Origin of the sequence: Hymenobacter lapidiphilus (assembly GCF_003417065.2) — a bacterium.
Classification (GTDB): Bacteria; Bacteroidota; Bacteroidia; order Cytophagales; family Hymenobacteraceae; genus Hymenobacter.
Map to the genome: position 1 here is coordinate 140669 of NZ_QVLT01000002.1, position 19383 is coordinate 160051.

Consider the following 19383-nt stretch of genomic DNA (forward strand, 5'->3'; position numbering starts at 1 on the left):
GCACAGTATTGCGCGAGCCCGGTTTCCCGCAGAGGAGCGCCGAGGTTTTCGCGGAGGTACGCAGAGCCTTTCTACTGCCCGAACCGCCACAGCTGCTCGGGCGTGATGCAGGCGTGCAGGCGCACGTCGCCCGCCCAGGCGTCGGCAATGCGGGGCCCCGGCGACTCCAGACTCACGCCAATCCGGAGTGTATCGGGGCGGCACTCGCGCAGGAATTGGTCGTAGAAACCCTTGCCGTAGCCTACGCGGTGGCCCGTTTCGTCGAAGGCCAGCAGCGGCACCAGCACCGCGTCGAAAGTTTCGGGAGCCACGGCTGGCGCGTCGGCGGTGGGCTCCGGAATGTCCCAGCGGTTGGGCGTCAGCGGGGTTTCGGGGCCGAGGGCGTAGTGGCGCAGGCTGCAGCCGTCGGGCTGCACCACGGGCACGGCCAGCTGCAAGGCGGGGTACTCGGCCCACAGTTGGCGGATGAGCGGCCAGGTATCGGGCTCGTGCTGGCGGGCAATCGGCAGAAACAGGTGCAACCCGCGCCACTCATCTATCGGGAAGCCGGCCAGCAACCGCGGCCACAGCGCGGCGCTCCGGCGGGCTACTTCGGTTTCGGGCAGTGCCCGGCGACGGGTTAGGGCTTCGCGGCGGAGGTCTTGCTTCGTCACAGATTACTACTGATTTTTCGCCGATTACGCTGATTGTTTGTGCCTGGGTCGGCGTCGGTTAGTCCAAGGCGGTTACGTTGAAGCCTACTTTAAACTGCATACCAGCCAGCCTGGCGCCGAGCGACATCTTCTCCCATTTACCTTGGCTGGTTTTGCGAATGTATGGAGGCTGGCCAAAATAGCCCAGCGCCGCGGAAAAATAGACGTTTTTACGCAACTCATGCACTTCCTGGAACTTATGTGCCGTCCCGCCGGCCACCCATTCCAGCGTCAGCAGAAAATCCTCATCCAGCACCAGATTGTCCGGCGTCAGGTCTACCACCAGCGGGCCGGCGTGGTTGGGGCGGCTGTTGCTGTGCACGATAATGTCGCGGCGGTTGAGCTTCTCGTTGGATGGCTGGCCGTCGGGCAGCAGCCGGTACAGATTCACGCGAAACGTAAGGTCCGTGCTATCTGTGTACAGCAGGTTGAATCGGGCCTGCTGGACTTTGGTCGGCTGATGGCGCAGGCTGATAATCACGCCCACTTCGGCCCCATGGCCTTCCGCTGCCATGCCGGCAATTATCACTTCTGAGTGGCTCGTGTTGCCCAGCGTCAGGCGGCGCTTGAAAAGCCCTGGGGCCTGTACCCGCACATCGGCCAGCGCCACGGCCACGGATGCTAAAACCACGTCCGGTTTCGCCAGTAGCTCCCGCAGAAGCACCCGTCGCGGCTCGTAGCCAATGCTTGAGAGGCGCACTGTGTCGGCCAGATTGGCGGCGGTATAGGAAAGTTGGTAATGCCCCTGCGCGTCGGCTACAGTGCCCACATCCTTACCTGGAATCCCAATGTTAGCGTAGGGCACCGGCTGGCTTGTAGAAGCTTCCCTAATGGTGCCCACCAATGTTTGGGCCTGGGCCGTCGACCCAAAGGTCAGCATGGTCAGCAAGAAGAATACAACGGTTTTAAACGGGCTGGCTACGCGCATGAGGGAGAGAGGTAGGTTCACCCTCCCGGATACTAAAACCAATCCAGTGGTTGCCTTACTCCTCTTCCAGCAGCGTAAACTTCAGCGCCAGCGGGTCGAAGGCGTCGAGCAGTTGGGCGATGAAGTCGGGGTTGTTGATGAGGATGTTGAGCACGTTGTCGGAGCGCTCCTGGAGGCCGCCGCCGGGCAGCAGCTTGCCCAACAGGCCATCGAGCTGCTGGTAGGCCGTCTCGTGCTTGGCTTCGGCGGCTTTGCTGAGGCGCTTTTCCAGATTACCGAGGATGCCGCTGGCTTTCTGCTGCTCGGCGGCCACGGTCTTCACCAGCGAGGGGTCGAGGCGCTGGGCCAGCGCGGCCACCTGCTCGAAAGCGGCGGCCAGCTGCTGCTGCTGCTCGCTCAGGTTTACTTCCTCCTGCCCTAAGTGCGCGGCCAGCTGCTGCTTCAACGCCGGCATTTTCTCAAACACCGCCGTGCTATCCAGCCCCAGCTTGCGCAGCTTGGCGGCATTGGCCTTGCTGATGAACTGGGCTGAATTACGTAGCAGCACCATGGGGAAGGGCACGCCGTTTTCCTCGAACACGCCCTTCAACTGGAACCAGTACGCCACCTCGGCCCCGCCTCCGATGTAGCACAGGTTGGGCAGCAGCAGCTCCTGATACAACGGCCGCAGCACCACATTGGGGCTGAACTGCTCCGGGTGCGCGGCGGCCAGCGCCAGCAGTTCGGGCCGCCCGAGAACTTTAGGAGAACCGTCCACGGTCAGCGTTACCGAGTCGTTGGCCTGGTCGTATTCCAGCCGTTCGCGCTGGCCTTCGGCTGTAATAAAGAACAGGTTAAAGGGCCGGGCATACACTTGGGGCTTATAGCCGGCAGCCTCCAGCCGGGCGTCGGCGGCCTGCACGGCCTGGTAGGAGGATTGGTCGCGCAGCTCGCGCGCCAGCACCGGGGCCAGCGCCTGCTTCAGCTCCGGCACATCGGCATCGAGGCTCACCAGCCCGTACTCGCCAAACAGGCTCATTGCCAGCCGGTGAGTAGCCTCGGCCAGCGTCGCCGACTGCGCATACGCCTCGCGGAACAGGGCCGGTACGTCGGCGGGCAGCTGGTCGAGTACCTGCTCGGCCAGGCCATCCAGCGCAATGCGGCCTACTGGGGCGCCAGTCTGGGCTATCTGCCACTCGTACGTCTTGCCGAACAGGCTGAAATTATTGATTTCGGCGAAGTCATGGTCCTCGGTAGCCAGCCAGTACACCGGCACGAAATCGTACTGTGGGTACGCTTCCCTGAGCTGCCGGGCCAGTTTAATGGCCGATACAATCTTGTAGATGAAATACAGCGGGCCGGTAAACAGGTTGAGCTGGTGGCCGGTCGTCACGGTAAACGTGGTGTCTTTGGTCAGCAGCGCCACGTTGGCCTGCACGGCCGCCGGGGCTTCGGGCAGATTGGCGTACTGTCGCTGCAGGGCGGCCACCAGTCGCTGCCGGGCCTCGGGCGCGTAGGACGCCTGCTTCTCCTTTATCTGCTCCGCGAAAGCCGACAGTTCCGAAAAGCGGTGGTAGAAGGGCTGCAGGGCTTCTTTACGGGCCAGATAATCAACCAGCAAAGAAGAAAACGCGCCGGTTTCGGCGTAGGGGAGCGTGGTTACAGTCATGGACGGGAGAGGTAATCCGGCTACAACCGGCCAGACGCCACAAAGTAACGGGGTATTTCGTCAGTGGGCAGTTGAGAGAGAATAGCTGTGAGCAAAAAGAACGTCATGCTGAGCGGAGCCGAAGCATCTCTACCGCATTGCTAACCTCTTTTGATTAGCAATGCGGTAGAGATGCTTCGGCTCCGCTCAGCATGACGTTCTTTCTATACAAAGTCGAGCCTAAACCAGCCGGCCGTACAGGTCGAAATCCGAGGCTTCGGTGATTTCCACCTGGGCGAAGTCGCCGAGGCGTACAAACGTGTCGTTGTTGGCGGGCACCAGTACTTCGTTGTCCACTTCGGGCGAGTCGTACTGGGTACGGCCCACGAAGTAGCCGCTTTCCTTGCGGTCGAAGAGCACCTTGTAGGTCTGGCCGATTTTCTGCTCGTTGAGCTCCATCGAAATGCCCTGCTGCAGCTCCATAATCTGGTCGGCGCGGTCCTGCTTAACCTCGGCCGGCACGTCATCTTCGAGCGTGTAGGAGTGCGTGTTGTCCTCGTGCGAGTAGGTGAAGATGCCCAAGCGGTCGAAGCGGGTGTCTTCCACGAAGCGGTAGAGGTCCTCGAAATCCTGCTGGGTTTCGCCGGGGTGGCCGGCAATGAGGGTGGTGCGCAGGGCAATATCGGGCACGCGCTGGCGGATGGTATCGACCAGCTCGCGGGTACGGCGCTGGCTGATGCCCCGGCGCATGCTCTTGAGCATGTTATCGGAGATGTGCTGCAGGGGCATATCGAGGTACTTGCACACGTTGTCGCGCTCGTTCATCACGTCGAGCACGTCGAGCGGGAATTGCGAGGGGTAGGCGTACTGCATCCGAATCCAGTCGATGCCCTCCACGTCGGAAAGGTGGCGCACTAGGTCGGCCAGCTTCCGCTCGCCGTAGTGCTCCAAACCGTAATATGTCAGGTCCTGGGCGATGAGAATCAGCTCCTTAGTGCCCATGCTGGCCAGGCGCTTGGCCTCTTTCACGAGATCCGGAATCGAGCGGTCGGTGTGCTTGCCGCGCATCAGCGGGATGGCGCAGAACGAGCAGGGCCGGTTGCAGCCCTCGGCAATCTTGAAGTAGGCGTAGTGCGCGGGTGTGGTCAGCAGCCGCTCGCCCACCAGCTCGTGCTGGTAGTTGGCCTCCAGCTTCTTCATTAGCTGGGGCAGCTCCAGGGTGCCGAAATAAGCATCGACCTGCGGAATCTCGCGCTCCAGATCGTCCTTGTAGCGCTGCGAGAGGCAGCCCGTTACGTAGAGCTTCTCCAGGCGGCCGGCCTCCTTCTCTTCGGCGTAGCGCAGAATGGTGTCGATGCTTTCCTGCTTGGCATTATCAATGAAGCCGCAGGTGTTGATGATGACGATGTTGGCGTCGCTCTGCTCGGCCTCGTGGGTTACGTCGAACTGGTTGGCCCGGAGCTGGCCCATGAGCACCTCGGAATCCACGATGTTCTTGGAGCAGCCGAGGGTGATGACGTTGACTTTATTGGCCTGCTGGCTTCTTACTTTCATGCTGGGAAGGGTAGGCGGGTGGTCGGGCAATTCTTTCTCAGTGAGAAACTTGCCCGCATTTAGCCCGCGGCGAAATTCGGACCGCAAAGGTACGCACCCGGCAACGCCTTTTCCTATCCGGATGGTTTCTTTAGGCTGAACTGGTAGGGGCGGGGCTTGCCCCCGCCCGCCGTTAAACGTTACCGCCTGAGTCCGTTCAACGGCGGGCGGGGAAAAGCCGCCCCTACGTAGCTACTTCATCTACTTTTTAAACAGCGAATTGACGAACGTGGTCCGGTCAAACAGCTGCAAATCGGTCATCTTCTCGCCGACGCCGATGTAGCGCACCGGCACTTGCAGCTGGGCCGAGATGCCGATAACCACGCCGCCCTTGGCCGTGCCGTCGAGCTTGGTGATGGCCAGGGCCGATACTTCGGTGGCCTTGGTGAACTCCTGGGCCTGCAGGAAGGCGTTCTGGCCGGTGCTGCCGTCGAGCACGAGCAACACCTCGTGGGGCGCGCCGGGAATCACCTTCTGCATCACGCGCTTGATTTTGCTCAGCTCGTTCATCAGGTTCACCTTGTTATGCAGGCGGCCCGCCGTGTCGATAATCACTACGTCGGCGCCCATTTCCACGCCCTTCTGCACCGCATCGTAGGCCACGGCGGCCGGATCGGTGTTCATGCCGTGCGAAATGACGGGCACGCCCACCCGCTCACCCCAGATGATAAGCTGGTCGACGGCGGCGGCCCGGAACGTGTCGGCGGCACCCAGCACGACCTTTTTGCCCGCACTATGAAAACGGTGGGCCAGCTTGCCGATAGTAGTGGTTTTGCCCACCCCGTTCACACCCACCACCATAATCACGAAGGGCGAGCCGGGGCTGTCGGGCCTGTCCAGGATGGCGCGCGAGCCGGTGGCACTGCTGTTGGCGTCGAGCAGCTCCACGATTTCCTCCCGCAGGATGCGGTCGAGGTCGGAGGTGCTCACGTACTTGTCGCGGGCCACGCGCTTCTCGATGCGCTCAATCACTTTCACCGTCGTGTCGATGCCCACATCGGCGTGCACGAGCATGGTTTCGAGGTCGTCGAGTACCGCCTCATCCACGGTGCTGCGGCCGGCTACGGCCTTGCTGAGCTGGTCGAAGAAGCTGGTTTTCGTCTTCTGCAACCCCTCATCGAGGGCCTGCTGCTGCTCCTTGTTTTCCTTGTCCTTCTTGAAAAAGTCGAAGAGGCCCATGTGAGTTGTGAGGTATGGATTTGTGGTGGTCCGGGGGACTGGTTTAGCGCAAAGAACGTCATTCTGAGCGGAGCGAAGAATCGCGCGTGCTGGCTTAGAGTTGCCATTGCAACATCAGCACACGCGATTCTTCGCTCCGCTCAGAATGACGTTCGGACTTCAAAAGCCCCAAATGCAAAAAAGTCCCACGCTGGCGGGACTTCTTCACTTCGTATCAGGTAGCCCCAGAGGGCAACCGGCTACTTAACGCCGGTCGTGATGTAATCCTGTACTTTGTCAACGGGCACCATTTCCTCGCGGAAGGTGTAGGCACCAGTTTTCTCCGACTTCACCGCGCGAATTACCTTCGCCCAGTCTTTGCCGGTAGCGGTCTTCAGGGTTGCTACTACTTTCTTTGCCATGACGCGGGTTACTTAATTTCCTTGTGAACGGTCATCTTACGCAGCACATTGTTGAATTTCTTCAACTCGATGCGCTCGGGCGTGTTCTTACGGTTCTTGGTGGTGATGTAGCGCGAGGTGCCCGGCTGCCCCGAGTTCTTATGCTCAGTGCATTCAAGGATTACCTGCACCCGGTTGCCTTTCTTAGCCATCTCGACGGGGTTTTTGGATTAAGGACTGCAAAGGTACAAGGGAAATCGGCATTGACAAATAGTTTATTGATAATTGGGTGCTTAGGCCCTCAGCCACGCCCCAGGCCGCCCGTCCCGGGCGTTGGTCCTGAAAAATAAGCCGCTAAAAACAGCGCAGCCACTGCGGGCAGTGGCTTCTGCGCTTATCGTTCAGGCCAGTCTGCGGCCAGCTATATCCACTGCCAAGGTACGCCCTCCACTGGCTAGGACACTTTTTCAACTGCGTGAGGTCCGCAAAACTGCCTCGGCGTAGGAACCCAACTGCCTCGGGCGTTGTATCTTTGCGCTATGATGATGTTAGACCTGCCCGTAATTTCCAAGCGCGACATCCGTAAACTCAGCCCCGACGAGCTGAAGACGTTTATGGTGGAGAACGGCGAGAAACCCTTCCGGGCCAAGCAGGTAAGCGAGTGGCTGTGGAAGAATACGGCCGGCTCGTTCGAGGAAATGAACAACATTAGCCTCGCCACCCGCGAGCTACTGGCGCGTCACTTCGTCATCAACGGCGTGCAGGTGCAGAACCAGCAGGTCAGCAACGATGGCACCATCAAATCGGCCTTCCGGCTGTATGATGGCAACATTGTGGAGGGCGTGCTTATCCCGCACGACACGCGCATGACGGCCTGCATCTCGTCGCAGGTGGGCTGCTCGCTCACATGCAAGTTCTGCGCGACCGGCTACATGGACCGTAAGCGCAACCTCGATGCGGCCGAGATTTACGACCAGGTGGTACGTATCCGCGAGCAGTGCGAGGCCCAGTATGGCACGCCACTTACCAACATCGTGTATATGGGTATGGGCGAGCCGCTGCTTAACTACGCCAACGTGGTCAAAAGCATTGAGCGCATCACGGCGCCCGATGGCCTGAACATGGCCCCGCGCCGCATCACCATCAGCACGGCCGGCATTGCTAAAATGATTAAGAAGCTGGCCGACGACGGCGTGAAGGCCAACCTGGCCCTGAGCCTGCACGCGCCCAATGACACGAAGCGCAACGAAATTATGCCCATCAACGAGGCCAACTCGCTGGCGGCGCTGGAGGAGGCCCTCAAGTATTATCATCAAGCCACCGGCCGCAAGGTCACCTACGAGTACATCGTGTTCGAGAGCTTCAACGACACCATGCAGGACGCTGAAGAGCTGTTTCAGATTTCGAAGTGGCTGCCCTGCAAAGTCAACCTCATCGAGTATAACCCCATCGAAAACGCCGATTACCGCAACACTGGCGAGGCCAAGCTGCTGGCCTTCCACAAGTACCTGGCCGACCGGGGCGTGCAAACCAACCTGCGCCGCAGCCGCGGCAAGGATATCGACGCCGCCTGCGGACAGCTGGCCATCAAGCAGCCCCAGGAGCCGGCTGCATAGCCGGGCGCGCTGAATAGTGCTTCAGGAAAAAAAAGCGCCGGGGCCGATGCATATGCATCAGCCCCGGCGCTTTTTTTGGTGGCTATAGTTTGTTAGCGGTCGATTTTATCGAAGTCAGTGAAGAGCACCAGCACCTCGGGGCACTTCGGAGCCATTAGGGCCGCAATTTTGGCACCCAGCTTTTCCATGCCTTCCTTGTTGAGGAAAATATCGGCCCCGTATAGTTGGCCGAGTTGCTTGGCGTATGGTTTGAGGTTTTTGCTCAGAACCTCGGTGAGTATACTCATGCGCTTGGGCAGGGGAAGCTTCCGAAGCTCGGCAACCCGGGGAGTCAAGTCGCGGCACATGGCCGTGGCAATGGGTTGCAGCAGGGTGGTTTCCTCGGGGCGCATTCCTTGCTGCTGGCTCACCTGCTCGCCGCCCAGGCGCATAAACAGCTGCTGGCCCACGGGGCACTCGCGCATCATAACCAAGCCCACGCGTCGGCCCAGCTGCTCGCCCTGTTCCCGCGCTCCTTGCTCGCCTATCTTGGTCAGGAACGTGGCCAGCTCGTCGTTGCTGGCTGCTGCCTGCAAAAACAGCCGGGAAAACAGCTGCTCGGCTTCGGCTTTCGACAGGTTGGTGAGGGCGCTTTTCTGGTTTTCCAGCTCCAGCCGCCGGCACATATCGGCGCTGACCTGCTGAACCAGTCGCTGCTGCGTTACGCTATCGGCGGCGGCTGGAGGGGTGGTTTGGGCGCGACCGAACAAAGGTGCGGCGGCGAAGATAAACAGGACAATAACCCGGCGTATAGCATTTTTCATGGTGCCGAAAGTACGCTAAAATACTGGCGGTGCGCAGGGGGGGGCGGGTCCCGATTATCCCCGCCACTTGCCCTCGGCGGGCGGTCGGCCGGTGGCTCTTTCGGCCGCGCTTTCACCCTTGGGAATTTCGCGGGTTTCTATGCGCACGGCGTGGGCCTTGGGCTGCACTTTCTGGCCGAAGGCGTCGGCGAATTCCTGCGTAAACTCGGCCCCGAAGAAAACTATCAGCGAGGAATAGTTGATCCAGATAAGCAGCACAATGGCCGAGCCGGCTGCTCCGAAGGCCGAGCCGGGGCTGGCTTTGGAGATGTAGAAGGCAATGAGAAACTTACCCAGCACGAAGAGCAGGGCGGTAATGAAGGCGCCTACGCCCACATCCTGCCAGCGGACGATGGCATCGGGCAGGAAGCGGTAGATGAGGGCGAAAAGCAGGGTGGTGACGCCAACTGAGAGCAGCAGATCGACCATTTTGAGGGCAAACACGCCAATGGCCGGAAACCATTGCTGCAGCTGGTCGGTGAAAACGCTGAGTACGGCACTGATAACAAACGAAACCAGCAGCAGCAGCGCTACGCTCAGAATAAGGCCGAAGGAAAGGAAGCGTTGCTTAAGAAACTGCCCGATGCCCACTCCCTTGGTTTGCACGCGCAGGTTCCAAATATCGTTGATACTTTCCTGGAGCGTTACAAAAAACGTGGTAGCCGCAAACAGCAGTGTCCCGATTCCGATAACAGTCGAAACCAGGCCCTTCTGCTTGATGGTGAACTCGGCAATGCTGTCTTGCAGAAACTTTGCCGATTCGGGCCCGATCATGCCGCGTAGCTGCCCGTAAATTTGGCCTGTTACGGCCTCGCCGCCGTAAGCGGCGCTAGCCACCGTAATGACAATGAGGAGCAGTGGCGGCAGGGAAAAGATGGTATAGTAAGACAACGCCGCCGCGTGGCGGAAGGAGTTGTTTGCTATAAAAGCACTGGCTGACGACTTGAGTATGCCAATGACGTCGGAAAAACGGTAGTGATAGGCCATGTAAACAGAAAAACAAAAAGTGCGTGCAGCTTGCTAGTACGGCAGCTTTCGGCCGTACGTTCGGCAGACCTAGCCGAAAGCGTGCTGTTCTGCCCGGCCAGCCGGCCGCAACCGGTGTGTCGGTGCGGGCTGTTTCAATATCTTCGTCAGTTGTTAACCATCCAAAACCATGCGTAACGTTTCCATACTTCTGCTGCTGACCCTGGGCGCGGCCGTCACCGCCTGCCAGCCCCAGTCGGCCACCACGGCTACCACTGCGGGCGCCAAATCCGGCTCGCCGCTGCCTACGGTTGCGGCCAACGGCGCGTATCCGGCCGCCGAGGGCTTCGATGCGGCCGGCTCCGACGCCCGCGCCCTGGCCCTGGCCGACCAGGTGATGGAGAAAATGGGCGGCTACGCGGCTTGGCAGCAAACCCGCCTGCTGGGCTGGGACTTCCTCGACGGCTCGTACCAACTCTGGGACAAGCAGACGGGCGACTTCCGCTGGCAGAAGGATAGCACCGTGGCCCTTTACAACCTCGGTACCAAGCAGGGCCAGGTGTACCGCGCCGGCCAGGATATTTCGGCTTCGCCCGAGGGCCAGAAACTGCTCAGCCGCATGTACCCGATTTGGGTGAACAACTCGTGGTGGCTGCTGATGCCCTTCAAGCTCAAGGATTCGGGCGTGACGCTCACCTACAAAGGCTCCGGCCAGCTCATGAGCGGCCAGCCCGCCGAGGTGCTCAATATGACGTTCAAAAACGTGGGCGTAACGCCGGACAACAAGTATGAAGTGCTCATCGACCCCCAAACCAAGCTGGTGGAGGAGTGGGCCTACTTCCCCAAAGCCACCGACGCGCAGCCCGCCTTCCGCCGCCGCTGGACAGGCTACCAGCAGTACGGCCCCATTATGCTGGCCACCGACCGCTCGGACGGCAAAGATGGCCGCGGCCTGGGCCACGTTTCGGCCTCGACCACCGTGCCCGCCGGCCTCATGCAGAACCCAAAACCGGTAGAGAAGCTGTAAATCCTTACCCATTCGCCAGCTCCCAGCGCAACGTGGTAACCGGGGCTGTGTTCAGAGCGTCCGACAGCTCGGCGTCGGTTTTAAACTGGAGCTGGTTGAGGGTGCTGATTTCCACGCTCACCTCGAACTGTGGGTCGCGGAAGGGCCAGGGGCTGACGTGCAGCGGGCCGGCCGGGGTGGGCTGGGAAACGGTGTGGGTGTGGCCATTGGGGCCCTGGTAGATTTCGAGGGCCCGGCCCATCTCCGGGATTTCGTGGCGGCACAGAATCAGGCTCAGCCGGTCGCACCAGTGCAGCAGGGCGTAGGCGCGGTCGGTGTCCGCCTTTTTGAGTTTCAGTTCGCGCCGCCACCGCTGCTGGTTGGCTTTCTGCTCATCCAAAAAGTTGTCGATTTCCTGGCTCTGGCCGCGTAGCTCCTCATAAAGCGTGCTCAGGTGCAGGCTCGTGAGCAGGCTGCGCCAGCGGCCCTGGAAGCGGGCGGCCCGCAGCACGCCAGTGGCCTGTTCCAATGAGAAAGGCTGCATCGTGAAGTTGGCGGGGGCCCCGGCGGGTGTTAGGCCGTAGTGGCCGGTCCAGGTGGGCTGCTCGTCGTCGTGCTGGGCGGCAGCGGCCAGCAGGCCCACCCATTGGTCGGGCGGCAGCAGGTTGGCGGGCCAATGGTGCAGCAGCTGGGCCGCCAGCAGCGCGTGGGCCTGCTGGTAGATAATCTGCCAGCCCTCGGGTACGTAATTGACAATCATCGGGGCAGAAAGCGGAAGTTAGGGATGGTTGGCCTCCGCTTCAGAACGCAACAGCCGGCAGCGGGTTGGGCTGCCGGCTCGCTTACTGCCCCAGGCGGGCAATCAGCTTCGTTGCCTGCTTATTTTGCAGCGAAACTTTCACGCCCCCCATCGTAAAAATGCCGTCGGTCCGCACTTTAATGCGCAACACCGTATTCTCGCCCGGGAGCCGAACCACGCGGATGTCAGCGTAAGGAATGCGGACGATTTTGGTGCCCATAAAATTCTTGCGCAGCAGCAGATCGTGCTCATCAAAGCCAATATCCACCAGGTCGCGGTAGGTAACCATTCCGATGAGGGTTGAAATGGATTCCATGCGGGGGATGCCCTGCTCGACCCGGTAAGCCGCGTACAGGGTAGGCCAGCCGGGCTGAAACGGGTTGGGAATGGTGATACCGCCCCCCACGTACAGCAGCCGGCCAAAGCCGTACACCATAACCCCCTGAATGGCCAAAATGAGCAGGTTGAGCAGCCAACCGCCGATAGTTTCAAAGTCCATATGAGCCGCCGAGAAGCTGGAGCATCCTCTACAGCGCCGCTGGCTGCATCTGCTTGAGGTGCAGTAGCATGTCGTCGGTCATCTTATCAAGGTCGAAGTCGGGCTGCCAGTTCCAGTCGCGGCGGGCCTGGGTATCGTCGATGCTGGCGGGCCAGGAGTCGGCAATGGCTTGGCGCTGGTCGGGGCGGTAGCTCACCTGGAAATCGGGGTAGTGGCGGCGGATGCTGGCCACGATTTCGGCGGGGCTGAAGCTCATGGCGCCCAGGTTGTAGGAGCTGCGCACCGTCAGCTGGTCGGCGGGGGCGTGCATGAGGTCGAGCGTGGCCTTGAGCGCGTCGGGCATGTACATCATCGGCAGATACGTGTCCTCTTTCAGGAAGCACTCGAACGCCTCACCGGCCACGGCTTTGTGGTAAATGTCCACGGCGTAGTCGGTGGTGCCGCCGCCGGGCAGGCTCTTGTAGCCAATCAGGCCGGGGTAGCGCAGGCTGCGGATATCGAGGCCGTGCTTGCGGAAATACCACTCGCCCCACTGCTCGCCGGCCAGCTTGCTGATGCCATACACCGTGTTGGGATTCATGGTGGTGAGCTGGGGTGTGTGTTCGCGCGGGGTGTCGGGCCCGAACACGGCAATGCTGCTGGGCCAGTACACTTGGCGCACGCCCAGGTCCACGGAAGCATCGAGCACGTTGAACAGGCCGTCCATGTTCAGCCGCCACCCGAATTTGGGCTGCTGCTCGGCCGTGGCCGAAAGCAGGGCCGCCAGGTGGTACACCTGGGTGGGCTTATAGCGGCGCATCACCTCAGTCAGGCGCGGCTGGTCGAGTACGTCGAGCAGCTCGAAGGGGCCGGCCTCGGTCAGCTCGGCATCTTTGGGCTGGCGCACGTCGGCGGCCACTACGTTGGAGGCGCCGTAGAGGCGGCGTAGCTCCTGGGTGAGTTCGAGGCCCAGCTGGCCGCCGGCACCGATAACGAGGATGGTGTCGCCGCTGGTAGTGGCAGGTGTCGTCATAATAGAGAAGCGGGTGGGAAACGGAAGAATCCGGGGTGGGAAGTGCCGCAAAGATAAGGGCTTTGCGGGCCGCACGAACCGCCGCGGCCCCGGCCCGGCTTTGGTGCGGCGGGCAGTTTGCGCCGGGTTTGGAGCTATCGACTGAAAAATAAGATTTTACCGTCCATACCTTCCCCTATCTCTCTATTTCAGCTGGTTTATCAAAGCCAAGCTACGCCTCCATTTGCCGAAGCCGCCCTGGAAGCGCTGCTGCGCAAGGCCCGTATTTACAACCAGGCCCACCACCTCACGGGAATGCTGCTGTACGTGGAAGGCCGGTTTTTGCAGGTTATTGAGGGGCCCGAACCCGCCCTAAATCATCTCTATGGTCTCATTCAGCGGGACCAGTTGCATATGGAGGTGCGCACCATCAGCTATGGGCCGAAGCCGCCCGCGCTTTTCCCGACTGGCGCATGGGCTACGCAATGGTGACTCCGGCCGAGCTGCGGCAGGCTACCGGCTTTCTGTTCCTGGCCCAGTCGCCCGGCTTCGCGGCCCACCCGCCGGCCGAGCTGTGGGAGCTGCTGCGCGGCTTCTCGCGGGGCGTACCCGTAGATAAATAGGGCAGAAAGGCTATTTTCGGGCTCCTGCTCTCACTTTATTCTGGCCGGATGATGCTTGTGAACCCGCAGCGGCTGGTGCTGCTTTTGCTGCTGAGTACTGGTAGTCTGGCCGCCCGGGCCCAGGTGGCGCCGACTCGGCCGGCCGTGTACCGCAACCTCGTGATGGAGGGCGGCGGCATTCGGGGCATTGCCTACGGTGGGGCGCTGGCCGAGCTGGAGCGCCAGGGCCGGCTGAGCGAGCTGCGGCGGGTTGGGGGCACGTCGGCGGGGGCTATTCAGGCGGCACTGCTGGCCGTGGGCTACGCGCCGGCCGATATTATCCGCATCGTGAATGAGCTGCCAGTTCAGCGGCTCAACGACGGGCAGTACATCTTTTTTGGGGGCGGCGCCCGGCTGCTGAAACAGTACGGTTGGTACCGCGGCGACGCTTTCACGCGGCTGCTGGCCGGGCTGGTGGCCCGCCAGACCCAGCGCCCCAACCTCACGCTGGGCGAGCTGCACGCCCTGGCTCAGCAGCAGCCCACCCGCTACCGCGACCTGTACACCACCGGCACCAACCTCACGCGCCAGTGCCGGCAGGTGTTCAGCTACGAAACCCACCCCAACCTGCGCGTGGCCGATGCCGTGCGCATCAGCATGAGTATCCCACTCTACTTTAGGGCTGTGTTGCTCGATGCCGCCACCGGCCAGGTGGTGGCCCAGCCCGCCAAAGGCCAGGCCGTGGAGGTGCAGGTTGATGGCGGCCTGCTGGCCAACTACCCGCTCGACCTGTTCGACCACCCACGCTACCTGACGCCCGCGGCGGCCGGGCCAGCCGTACCCCGCCCGGATTCCGCCGCCTTCCGCAACTCCGAAACGCTGGGCCTGCGCCTCGACCGACCCGAGCAGGTGGGCCTAGACACCCAGCCCGGCGGCCGGGCCCGGCTGGCTCCCTACGCCATCCAGGATTTGGGCTCCTACATTGGGGCACTCTACACGGTAGCCCTCGAAAACCTTAACCCCACCCACGCCTCCGACTGGCCCCGCACCGTCAGCATTAGTACGGTGGGCTTCAACCCGAAAATCAAGCGGCTGTCGGCCGGCCAGAAGCAGCAGCTCATGGACAGCGGCCGGGAAGGTGTGCGGGAGTTTCTGGATAGGGGAAAGTGAGGCTATTGGCACGTTGTAGGGGCGGGGCTTGTCCCCGCCCGCCGTTAAGCCGTTGAACGGAACCGTTGAAACGATGCGCATGGCGGGCGGGGACAAGCCCCGCCCCTACAGCGTGCCGACAGACTGCCCCGCGCCTTCCGTATCTTTACGGCCACTCATTCATTCTACCATCCCACCGCATGTATACTACTCTTCAGCCCGACCTTCAGCAGCAGCTTCAGGAAATCAAAGACGCCGGCCTTTACAAGCAGGAGCGCGTGATTACCTCGCCCCAGGGCGCCGAGATTGACACCCAAGAGGCCGACGACGTCCTGAACTTCTGCGCCAACAACTACCTGGGCCTGTCGTCGCACCCGGCCGTGATTGAGGCGGCCAAGCAGACCATCGATTCGCACGGCTACGGCCTGTCGTCGGTGCGCTTTATCTGCGGCACCCAGGATATTCATAAGCAGCTCGAAGCCAAGCTGGCCGAGTTTCTGGGCACCGAAGACACGATTCTGTACGCGGCGGCCTTCGATGCCAACGGCGGCGTGTTCGAGCCCCTGTTCAACGAGCAGGACGCTATCATTTCCGATGCCCTTAACCACGCCTCCATTATCGATGGCGTGCGCTTGTGCAAGGCCCAGCGCTACCGCTACGCCCACAACGACATGGCCGACCTGGAAAAGCAGCTCCAGGACGCCGTAGCCAAGGGCAGCCGCCACCGCATCATCGTCACCGACGGCTCGTTCTCGATGGATGGCACCATTGCCCAACTCGATAAAATCTGCGACCTGGCCGACAAGTACGAGGCCCTGGTGATGGTGGACGAGTGCCACAGCACCGGCTTCCTGGGCAAAACCGGCCGTGGCGCCCACGAAATGCGGGGCGTGATGGGCCGCGTTGATATCATCACCGGCACGCTGGGCAAGGCCTTGGGCGGGGCCATGGGCGGCTTCACGACGGGCCGCAAGGAAATCATCGAGATGCTGCGCCAGCGCAGCCGCCCCTACCTATTCAGCAACACGCTGGCCCCGGCCATTGTGGGCGCCAGCCTGCGGGTGCTGGAGCTACTCACCGAAAGCACCGCGCTGCGCGACCAGCTGGAGGAGAACACCAGGTATTTCCGCGAGCAGATGACGGCCGCCGGCTTCGACATCAAGCCCGGCGAGCACCCCATCGTGCCCGTGATGCTGTATGATGCCAAGCTGAGCCAGGAATTCGCGGCCAAAATGCTGGAAAACGGCATCTACGTGATAGGCTTCTACTTCCCGGTAGTGCCCAAGGGCCAGGCCCGCATCCGGGTGCAGCTGAGCGCCGCCCACACCCGCGCCCAGCTCGACCAGGCCATTGCCGCCTTTATTGCGGTGGGCAAGGAGCTGGAGGTGATCAAATAGGCCCGGGCACTACCCGGCCACTAAAAAAGCAAGCGGGCTCATCGGCTACCAGCCGGTGGGCCCGCTTGCTTTTTGGCGGATAAGCGGGGCAGTAAACATTCGGCTGGATGAATGCTACATTTAGAACAGTCATCCGCTCTCTGCCCGCCTGCCTCTCTATGGAAACCCTGTTCGAAAGTCCTCACCTTATTATCAACTACGATGCGGCCAATGGCTGGCTGCACCTGCTCTGGCAGGGGCACCACGAAGAGGTCGACTCGAAAGCCTATTATCTGGAAATACTGGAGAAAATCCGGCTGACACGGGCAACGCGGGTTTTCAACGATGCCACGCTCGACGAGGATGGCTGGGGCGAGCTGACGCGCTGGATTGCCCAGGATCTGATGCACCAGGTGGCCGAAGCCGGCGTGGTGGCCGTGGCCTGGGTGCTGCCCGAAAACCTGCAGGCCCGCGCCGATGTGCATAAAGTGCTGGCCCAGGTCAATTGCCCGCTCATCGACACTTTTGTGGATGCCGAAGCCGCCTACAACTGGCTGAAGAACGGGGCCATTATTACCAATCCTGACTGTTAGAGCACCGAAGGCGTGCAACCTGGGGGCTAGGCTGCTACATCGGCCGCAGCGGCGGGTGCGGCGGCTTGCCGGGCTTCGGCGTCGAAGAGCAGTTCGTTGAGGCGGGCGCGCAGGTCGGCCCCCGACAGGTTGCGGAATACTTCGCCGCCACGGACCACCGAAATCTGGCCCGTTTCCTCGCTCACTACCAGCACTACGGCGTCGGTTACCTCCGTCAGGCCGATGGCGGCGCGGTGGCGCAGTCCCATAGAGGCAGGCACATCGGGGTTTTCGCTTACCGGCAGAATGCAGCGGGCCGCCTTTATGCGGCCGTTGGCGATGATAACCGCGCCGTCGTGCAGGGGGCTGGTTTTGTTGAAAATACTCAGTAGCAGGCGCTTGCTCACGGCCGCATCGAGCAGGTCGCCCGAATCGGCGAAGAACTTGAGGTCGGAAGCCATGCTAAAGGCAATCAGGGCACCAGTTTCCTTGCCGGCCATGCTTTTGGCGGCCTCGATGAAGGGCGTCACGTTCATGCGGTCGGCTCCGGTTTCGCGCCGCCACGGAAACATGCGCAGCCGGCTGCCGAACGAAGTAGCCTTGCCCACGCTGAGCAGAAAGCGCCGGATTTCCTGCTGAAACAGAATAATACCGGCCAGCACCCCCACGCTCATAAACTGCCCCAGAATGCTGGTGAGCAGTTCCATACCGGCCGCTTTCACTACCAAATAAAACAGGTAGAGCGACATAAAGCCCAGGAAAACCTTGAGCGCAACACTGCCCCTGAGCAGCTTATAAAGCTGATAGAACAGCGTCGTGACCAGCAGTACGTCCACGACGTCAATCCAGCCGATGCTCAGGAAGCCAACGGAGAAGGAGCCAATCACGGGGAAATTGGGGTAGAGGTGGGCGGAAAGGTGTTCGACACGAGCTGAATAGTTTGTACGGCTTCGGCCACGTCGTGGACGCGCAGTAGCCGCGCCCCGCCGCGCAGGGCCAGGGTGTTGAGGGCAATAGTGCCGGCCAGCGCCGCTTCGGGCTGCAGGCCCAGCGGCTTGTACACCATGCTTTTGCGCGACATGCCCGCCAGAACAGGCAGGTTCAGCAGGCTCAGTTCGTGCAGCCGCCGCAGCAGCTCGTGGCTTTGGGCCGGCGTTTTGGCAAACCCAAAACCAGGGTCGAGCACTACGTCGGTTACGCCGTGGGTACGCAGCGTGGTCAGCTTATCGCGAAAATAACGAATCAGCTCCAGCACCAGGTCGCCTTCGTAGTGGGTATGCTGGGTCATGGTCTGGGGCGTGCCGCGCAGGTGCATCAGAATGTAGGGTACACCCAGGCGGCCGGCAGTGGGCAGCATATCGGCGTCGAGCGTGCCGCCGCTGATGTCGTTGAGGACGTCGGCGCCGGCGGCTACCGCTTCAACGGCCACTGCCGCCCGGAACGTATCGACCGACAGAAAAGCCTCGGGAAATGCGCGCCGCACGGCCTCCAGAGCCGGCAGCAGGCGGCGCTTTTCTTCGTCCACTGAAATATCGTCGGCGCCGGGGCGCGAGGAGTAGCTGCCTAAGTCGAGCACGGCGGCTCCGGCGCGCAGCATGGCTTCGGCCCGGCGCAGCAGGTCGGCTTCGGAAGCCACGCGGCTGCCTTCATAGAACGAGTCGGGCGTCAGGTTGAGGATGCCCATCACCCGTGGGTGGCGCAAATCGAGCACCCGCCCACCGGGGCAGCGCAGGGTTTGGGCCGGCGAAAAGCATATATCTTGCATAGAATTGGGGGCAGAGCGAGGGATAAAAAAGGGCGTCATGCTGAGCGAAGTCGAAGCATCTCTACTGCTTTGGTGCAATAGTATTGATTAGCCAGAGGTAGAGATGCTTCGACTTCGCTCAGCATGACATCGTTTAGGCGAAATCGTAATTTTCCCAAGGCCACCAGCAACAAAATAGCCGCAAAAACTTGGAGAATCAAACTCAGCAGCAATACGACCGGGTGATTGCGCAGTGCCGGACGCTGTTTCTGGCCAAGACCCACGACTACGGGACGGCCTGGCGCATCCTGCGGTTGCCCAGCATCACCGACCAGCTCTACATCAAGGCCCAGCGCATCCGCAGCATCCAGGAAAAAGGCACCCAGCTGGTAGCCGACGGCGTGGAGGAGGAGTTCGTGGCCATCGTCAACTACTGCGTTATTGCCCTGATGCAGCAACGGCTGCCATCCGACGCACCGCTGGACCTGGAGGCCGCCGCCGTGGGCAGCGCCTACGACGAGCAGGTGGCGGAAAACCGGCTGCTGCTGTTCGCCAAGAACCACGACTACGGCGAGGCCTGGCGGCAGATGCGCATCGAAAGCATCACCGATATCATCCTCATGAAGCTGCACCGCACCAAGCAGATTGAGGACCTGGGCGGCCTGACCAAAGTGTCGGAAGGCGTGGAGGCCAATTACCGCGACATGCTCAACTACGCCGTATTTGTGCTCATTAAGATGGGCTTTGGAGCTGAAAGCCAAAGCTGAGCGACGGTGCGACGCAACGGTTGGCGTTTTGTGGTTGAACAACCAATGGCATCGT

At 61.3% G+C, this 19383-nt stretch carries 22 protein-coding genes; 8 read left to right on the forward strand and 14 right to left on the reverse strand.

The window, feature by feature from the left end; genetic code table 11:
* Positions 1-71 precede the first annotated feature (71 nt).
* From D0N36_RS01805 to rpmG, 7 genes are all read right to left on the reverse strand, one after another.
* On the reverse strand, positions 72-653 hold the full coding sequence (locus D0N36_RS01805; RefSeq protein ID WP_116939347.1) for a 5-formyltetrahydrofolate cyclo-ligase: 582 nt from the start codon (positions 651-653) through the stop codon (positions 72-74).
* Positions 654-711: 58 nt separating this feature from the next.
* Positions 712-1620, reverse strand: coding sequence for a carboxypeptidase-like regulatory domain-containing protein (locus D0N36_RS01810; RefSeq protein WP_116939348.1), 909 nt, complete (start codon positions 1618-1620; stop codon positions 712-714).
* A 55-nt stretch (positions 1621-1675) separates the two neighbouring features.
* On the reverse strand, positions 1676-3268 hold the full coding sequence (gene bshC / locus D0N36_RS01815; RefSeq protein WP_116939349.1) for a bacillithiol biosynthesis cysteine-adding enzyme BshC: 1593 nt from the start codon (positions 3266-3268) through the stop codon (positions 1676-1678).
* 219 nt (positions 3269-3487) lie between these two features.
* Entirely contained in the window at positions 3488-4801 is a 1314-nt protein-coding gene (gene rimO / locus D0N36_RS01820; protein ID WP_116939350.1) for a 30S ribosomal protein S12 methylthiotransferase RimO, read from the reverse strand.
* A gap of 240 nt (positions 4802-5041) precedes the next feature.
* Complete coding sequence (gene ftsY / locus D0N36_RS01825) at positions 5042-6019, reverse strand: signal recognition particle-docking protein FtsY (protein WP_116939351.1); 978 nt, start codon at positions 6017-6019, stop codon at positions 5042-5044.
* Positions 6020-6258: 239 nt separating this feature from the next.
* Positions 6259-6420: a DUF4295 domain-containing protein gene (locus tag D0N36_RS01830; protein WP_019946887.1), complete on the reverse strand. Its 162-nt coding sequence runs from the start codon at positions 6418-6420 to the stop codon at positions 6259-6261.
* A gap of 8 nt (positions 6421-6428) precedes the next feature.
* Positions 6429-6611 carry a 50S ribosomal protein L33 gene (gene rpmG, locus D0N36_RS01835; protein WP_019946888.1) on the reverse strand — a complete coding sequence of 61 codons (183 nt, stop codon included), beginning with the start codon at positions 6609-6611 and terminating at the stop codon, positions 6429-6431.
* A 327-nt stretch (positions 6612-6938) separates the two neighbouring features.
* Here rpmG and rlmN point away from each other — a divergent pair, with 327 nt between their 5' ends.
* Positions 6939-8015, forward strand: a complete 1077-nt coding sequence (gene rlmN / locus D0N36_RS01840; protein ID WP_116939352.1) for a 23S rRNA (adenine(2503)-C(2))-methyltransferase RlmN — start codon at positions 6939-6941, stop codon at positions 8013-8015.
* A 92-nt stretch (positions 8016-8107) separates the two neighbouring features.
* Here the strand turns inward: rlmN and D0N36_RS01845 are convergent, their stop codons facing one another.
* Positions 8108-8818, reverse strand: coding sequence for a hypothetical protein (locus D0N36_RS01845; RefSeq protein ID WP_116939353.1), 711 nt, complete (start codon positions 8816-8818; stop codon positions 8108-8110).
* Between the two features lie 54 nt (positions 8819-8872).
* Positions 8873-9844 carry a YihY/virulence factor BrkB family protein gene (locus D0N36_RS01850; RefSeq protein WP_116939354.1) on the reverse strand — a complete coding sequence of 324 codons (972 nt, stop codon included), beginning with the start codon at positions 9842-9844 and terminating at the stop codon, positions 8873-8875.
* Positions 9845-10013: 169 nt separating this feature from the next.
* Here D0N36_RS01850 and D0N36_RS01855 point away from each other — a divergent pair, with 169 nt between their 5' ends.
* On the forward strand, positions 10014-10850 hold the full coding sequence (locus D0N36_RS01855; RefSeq protein WP_116939355.1) for a hypothetical protein: 837 nt from the start codon (positions 10014-10016) through the stop codon (positions 10848-10850).
* A 4-nt stretch (positions 10851-10854) separates the two neighbouring features.
* On the opposite strand, the gene D0N36_RS01860 is transcribed toward D0N36_RS01855, so the two are convergent.
* The 3 genes from D0N36_RS01860 to D0N36_RS01870 all read right to left on the reverse strand — a co-directional run bounded on the left by D0N36_RS01860 (position 10855) and on the right by D0N36_RS01870 (position 13139).
* On the reverse strand, positions 10855-11589 hold the full coding sequence (locus tag D0N36_RS01860; RefSeq protein ID WP_116939356.1) for a DUF3891 family protein: 735 nt from the start codon (positions 11587-11589) through the stop codon (positions 10855-10857).
* A gap of 82 nt (positions 11590-11671) precedes the next feature.
* Complete coding sequence (locus D0N36_RS01865; protein WP_116939357.1) at positions 11672-12127, reverse strand: hypothetical protein; 456 nt, start codon at positions 12125-12127, stop codon at positions 11672-11674.
* A gap of 28 nt (positions 12128-12155) precedes the next feature.
* Complete coding sequence (locus D0N36_RS01870; RefSeq protein ID WP_116939358.1) at positions 12156-13139, reverse strand: NAD-dependent epimerase/dehydratase family protein; 984 nt, start codon at positions 13137-13139, stop codon at positions 12156-12158.
* A gap of 117 nt (positions 13140-13256) precedes the next feature.
* On the opposite strand from D0N36_RS01870, the gene D0N36_RS20195 reads away from it, so the two are divergent.
* From D0N36_RS20195 to D0N36_RS01895, 5 genes are all read left to right on the forward strand, one after another.
* Positions 13257-13610 (forward strand): BLUF domain-containing protein, encoded by a 354-nt coding sequence (locus D0N36_RS20195; protein ID WP_116939359.1) that lies wholly within the window; start codon positions 13257-13259, stop codon positions 13608-13610.
* Positions 13592-13741, forward strand: a complete 150-nt coding sequence (locus tag D0N36_RS01880) for a hypothetical protein (protein ID WP_190242473.1) — start codon at positions 13592-13594, stop codon at positions 13739-13741. The genes D0N36_RS20195 and D0N36_RS01880 overlap by 19 nt, the downstream gene beginning before the upstream one ends.
* Positions 13742-13789: 48 nt before the next feature.
* Positions 13790-14890 carry a patatin-like phospholipase family protein gene (locus D0N36_RS01885; protein WP_116939360.1) on the forward strand — a complete coding sequence of 367 codons (1101 nt, stop codon included), beginning with the start codon at positions 13790-13792 and terminating at the stop codon, positions 14888-14890.
* A gap of 179 nt (positions 14891-15069) precedes the next feature.
* Positions 15070-16266, forward strand: coding sequence for a glycine C-acetyltransferase (kbl, locus tag D0N36_RS01890; RefSeq protein ID WP_116939361.1), 1197 nt, complete (start codon positions 15070-15072; stop codon positions 16264-16266).
* Between the two features lie 158 nt (positions 16267-16424).
* On the forward strand, positions 16425-16838 hold the full coding sequence (locus D0N36_RS01895) for a hypothetical protein (RefSeq protein ID WP_116939362.1): 414 nt from the start codon (positions 16425-16427) through the stop codon (positions 16836-16838).
* Between the two features lie 26 nt (positions 16839-16864).
* Here D0N36_RS01895 and cdaA read toward each other — a convergent pair whose 3' ends face one another.
* Positions 16865-17704, reverse strand: a complete 840-nt coding sequence (cdaA, locus tag D0N36_RS01900; RefSeq protein ID WP_116939363.1) for a diadenylate cyclase CdaA — start codon at positions 17702-17704, stop codon at positions 16865-16867.
* Entirely contained in the window at positions 17701-18582 is an 882-nt protein-coding gene (gene folP / locus D0N36_RS01905) for a dihydropteroate synthase (protein ID WP_116939364.1), read from the reverse strand. The genes cdaA and folP overlap by 4 nt, the downstream gene beginning before the upstream one ends.
* A 188-nt stretch (positions 18583-18770) precedes the next feature.
* Between folP and D0N36_RS01910 the strand changes: the two genes are divergently transcribed.
* Positions 18771-19328: a DUF1599 domain-containing protein gene (locus D0N36_RS01910; protein WP_116939365.1), complete on the forward strand. Its 558-nt coding sequence runs from the start codon at positions 18771-18773 to the stop codon at positions 19326-19328.
* Positions 19329-19383: the final 55 nt, after the last annotated feature.